The following is a 4,465-nucleotide window of genomic DNA, read 5'->3' as shown; positions in this document are numbered from 1 at the left end:
TGCCAATCCATTGGTAGCTCCTTTGTTACTTTTTTTTAAGCAACAATTAACTAACAAATTGGAGCTATTTCTTCAATCTTCACAATATCTTTCTCAACTCTTAACTGGCATATATTTATAAGGACATGAAATTTAATGAAAAGAAGCATTTTTTTGTTTTCTATAATTCCGCTATTTACCGTAAGTTGTGGTAAAAATAGCAATAAAAATAATCAAGAGTCTACAAAAGATTTTGCAGTGGATCTTAAATATGAAATAATAGATGCGCCTTCAAAAGGTTTAAATGATAGAATAAGCTCTTTAGTTTTTCATTATACGGCATTAAATCAAGAAAAATCATTAGAAGTTCTTAAAAAAGGTGGTGTTAGTGCCCATTGGCTCATTCCAGAGTCTGGGAATTCGATTTATAAATTAGTAGCAGAAGACAAACGTTCTTATCATGCGGGAATCAGTTCTTGGAAAAGAAGAACCGATTTAAATGATACTTCTGTAGGTGTTGAAATCGTTGGTCTTGGATACAAATGTAAAAATAATCCTCTAAGTGATCAGTGTCCAAAAGTGGAAAAAATATGGTATCAATTTACGAATGATCAAATAAATATGATTGTAAATTTAGGAAAGGATATTCAACAAAGGTACAAAATTGATCCTTTGTGTATTGTAGGTCATTCTGATATTGCTATTGGAAGAAAAGTAGACCCAGGCCCTTATTTTCCTTGGAAAAAATTAGCTGAAAATGGGGTAGGTGCCTGGGTAACAGAGCAAGATATTGAAAAACAACTCAATTTAATTCAAGCAAATATATCAGGTCATATTTCAGACTTAACAATTCAAACGCGATTGTTTGAACTTGGTTATGATAATCGAAACCCAAATTTTACGGATAAATATATTGAAAATGAGTTAACAAATAAAATTTATCCTGAGTTTAATTCGTCAAATAGTACAATAAAAAGTTGGAAAAAAATTCCATTTGCGAGATTAGATTTATTAAATATATTAAATAATTATGGTGTTAATAATACAACAACATGGTTTGATACAACTTTATCAAACCATGCAATTGATGCTTTTTTAATGCATTTTTTACCAGAGGATTATTTATCAAATCAAAAGATTGATAACAAAAGAATATTGGCAGCCATTCAAGCTCTGTTAATCAAATATCCTAACAGAGCAAAATCATCGTGTGGCTATTAATAAGCACCTTTTTTAGCAAGTAAAGAAGCAGTGTTTTTATCAGACTCTTCTTTTGGTAAACACATTTTCAGAGCTAAATAAAATATAAATAAACTAAATAATGCGATAATTAAAAAGTCCCAACCAATTGGTATTAATTTTTGTCCGCCTGTAAAAGAACTGTAGTAGGATAAAATACAAAAAATACCCATGTAAGGAAGAAGCCAAATAGAACATTTATAATCTAGTTTTGTAGCAACATGCTCAGGATCAATTGTGTTTCTACTTAAGTAATTAGAGATAACAAAAACGACAAAACCTGTAATTACAGTAACACCAAGTTTCCAAACAACATCCCAACCAGACCAGTAGATCATTAAGTTACAAACAAAGAAAGCGATAAAAGAAACTACTTTATAAAATGGTAAACTAAAGGGTCTTTTTCTTTCTGGTTGTTGTTTTCTAAGTGCTATCAGACAAATAGGGCCAACCGCAAAGGAAAAAACAAGTGCTGAGGATAAAAAGGATACAATAGCTTTCCAACCACTAAATGGTAAAAATGCCAACATAGAAACAGCTAAGTTTAAAAAGATGGCTCTCATTGGTATTCCCGATTTTGCTATTTTTGCAAAAAACTTTGGGGAATTTCCAGATTGACTCATTGTCTGAACAATACGAGCACTCGAAGCAACATATAAAACACCTGTTCCAAGTGGTGAAATAATGGCGTCAACATATAAAACAGTAACCAACCAGACAATTCCAAGTGTGGCAGCTAATCCTGCAAGTGGGCCTGCATCTCCTGCGAAAGATAAATTATGATATCCATTTGCTAAAGCAGTTTCAGGTAAAGCTGTAATAAATGCGTATTGAAGACCGCAATAAAGAGCAATACAAATTAAGATTGATAAAATAAGGGCAAGAGGAATATCTCTTTGTGGACGTTTAGATTCGCCTGCTAATAAAGCGGCATGCTGAAATCCACAAAAGGAGTAAACCACACCTGCGAGAGCAACGGCAGAAAAGATTCCATTTACGCCATAAGGAGCGAATTCATGCGCGGAATCTGTTGTTAATCCCATGTTTCCAAAATTGTGTCGTGTGATTAAGAATAAAAATACGACGGCAAAAGGGACTAATAATTTCCACATACTTATAAAATTATTTGCATTTGCTAAAAATTTAGCACCAAAACTATTTAATAGAATTAAAATGAGCATGGTTACAAAACAAATAAGATATCCATAAGTTGTAAAAACATTTACCCCATCTACTTTTTGAATGAGTGAGGGGAATTTATTTCCCATATATAAAATGGTAGATTGTACTTCTTGCGAGATAGATACAACATAAGTTATCCAAGTAATCCACGTAAGAATAAACCCAACTAATTTACCATGTGTAAAGATAGGAAAGGCAGCTACTCCCCCTGAGATTGGGAACATGGCACTTAATTCAGCAAATGTTAAAGCAAGAAAAATAATACTTACGCCGCCAATAAGCCATGAGATCATGGATGCAGGTCCAGCCATTTGAGCAGCGTATAAAGAACCAAATAGCCAGCCTGAGCCAACCATCCCACCAAGACTGGCACAAATAATGCCAAATAAACCAATACTTCGTTTAAGTTTCATGGTGTTTATTACCTTTCGAAGTTAAAAAATTTTATGAATTGGAATCTTAAAAGCAGCATTAGAAGCTACCCATTGAGAAATCCGAATATTTATTTACCTTCTCCATTTATTTCTTTATTGCTGGTTAGTCAAATTAATTAAACTTATCCTTTTATGCCTTAAAATATTATGTGCTTTTTTTTTAAGCTAATCAATTCAAAGAATTTTGATTTTGCCTAAAAAAATCACATTATTAGATTATGGATAGCTATAAACACAACAAAATTATCTATAAAAAATGTTTTTTATTATATTATAAAAAAATTTTATCTTTTTTAAAAAAATATGAATTTCATCATTTTTTGGTTTTACCAATAAATAAATTTATTTACTTTATAAAACTTGAGACTCATTTTAAATTAGACTTATGACTATTATTTGCTATAATCTTTTATTTTTTGATCTAATACAGCTTCTCTTACTTCTGCAATTTTATCCCAGAATTTTTCAGAAACTTTTTTATTTTCTTTATAAAATTTATGGCTAAATATAACATAATAATCATTTGTCATAACAGTAGGTTTTAATTTAACAACATTTTTTAATTTTAATTTTGCAATGTAATAATCTATCGAAATCGTATGACCAATTATACTAGAAACTCTTAATTTTTCTAACTTATTTAGCAAATTCTCATTGCCTTTACTTTCTTCATAAGGGATATTTAATTTTTTTAATTTATCAATGATGGAATAACCTCTGTTTACTCCCACATTTAAAACTAAATTACTTAATTTTTTTCCATCCCATGAGACATCCGAATTTTTTAATTTGTAAAAGGAATAAGTCATTGAAGCGACACGTCTTTCTTGATCCACCTTTCCTTCTTTCATAGGATAGATGCCAAATTCTTCCCTTTCCGGTAAATGGGAGAAGGTAAAAATACCATCCACTTCATTTTTTTTTATGGAATAAAATATGGGATTGGTTGGTAATCGTGAGTAAATAACTGTGATTCCTAACTCTTTCGCAGCTTTTTGAATCACTTCAATGGATAATCCGGGAGGATCTGAAACCACATCTCCATGACCAAACTGCCAAGGAGGTGACTCATTGTCTGGGTAACAGAGCTTTATTGTAAAAGCCATTGCAGTTGAAAAAAAAGGTAAGATGAAACTCAATGAAAAAAGCAATAAACTTCTGTATACTCTTTTCTTCATTTTAAACCCTATAAAAAATTTAATATATTTAGTGTTGTCCTTTATAAATTCATTCTTCCCGTTAGATATTACCATTAAATCTAGTTTTAAAGTCCTTTTGTAATGTCAATCTATTATTGAAATCAATTTAATTTTTTAAAATGAACAACCGAAATTATTTCTAAAGATAAGTTTTAAAGAATAAGGAATTAAATTGGTTTCTATGAAAGAAATTAAATTATTAAATTTGATATCTAAATCGGATATTGAAATAGCTACGAATACCCTTACCTCCGCTTTTGAACACGATCCTTGTTTGCGATATATTTTAAATTCCAATGAATATCATCCTGAGATTGCCTTTCAAATTCATAAACAAGTTGTGAAATCAGGATTGTATTTTGGGCATGCTGTATCAACAAGTAAAAGTATGGAAGGTGTTAGTGTATGGATGCCGCCAACTAAAAAAAATAT

The 4,465-nt window shown here is 30.7% G+C and carries 4 protein-coding genes; 2 read left to right on the top strand and 2 right to left on the bottom strand.

Translation table 11 applies throughout. From position 1 onward, the window contains the following. Positions 1-153 precede the first annotated feature (153 nt). Positions 154-1,200 (top strand): N-acetylmuramoyl-L-alanine amidase, encoded by a 1,047-nt coding sequence (locus tag ACIQ56_RS14910; RefSeq protein ID WP_397601836.1) that lies wholly within the window; start codon positions 154-156, stop codon positions 1,198-1,200. Here the strand turns inward: ACIQ56_RS14910 and ACIQ56_RS14905 are convergent. Both ACIQ56_RS14905 and ACIQ56_RS14900 read right to left on the bottom strand, forming a co-directional pair. Then, a complete protein-coding gene (locus ACIQ56_RS14905; protein WP_397601835.1) occupies positions 1,197-2,813 on the bottom strand; it encodes an APC family permease in 1,617 nt (538 codons plus the stop codon). The genes ACIQ56_RS14910 and ACIQ56_RS14905 overlap by 4 nt on opposite strands. 413 nt (positions 2,814-3,226) lie before the next feature. Next, on the bottom strand, positions 3,227-4,012 hold the full coding sequence (locus ACIQ56_RS14900) for a substrate-binding periplasmic protein (RefSeq protein ID WP_397601834.1): 786 nt from the start codon (positions 4,010-4,012) through the stop codon (positions 3,227-3,229). Between the two features lie 193 nt (positions 4,013-4,205). Between ACIQ56_RS14900 and ACIQ56_RS14895 the strand changes: the two genes are divergently transcribed. After that, on the top strand, positions 4,206-4,465 hold a 260-nt coding region (locus ACIQ56_RS14895), incomplete at its 3' end, for a hypothetical protein (protein WP_397601833.1).

Origin of the sequence: Silvanigrella sp. (assembly GCF_044369315.1) — a bacterium.
Lineage (GTDB): Bacteria > Bdellovibrionota_B > Oligoflexia > Silvanigrellales > Silvanigrellaceae > Silvanigrella.
The sequence above is the reverse complement of the archived record's forward strand: the minus strand, read 5'-3'. Positions and strand labels throughout refer to the sequence as shown.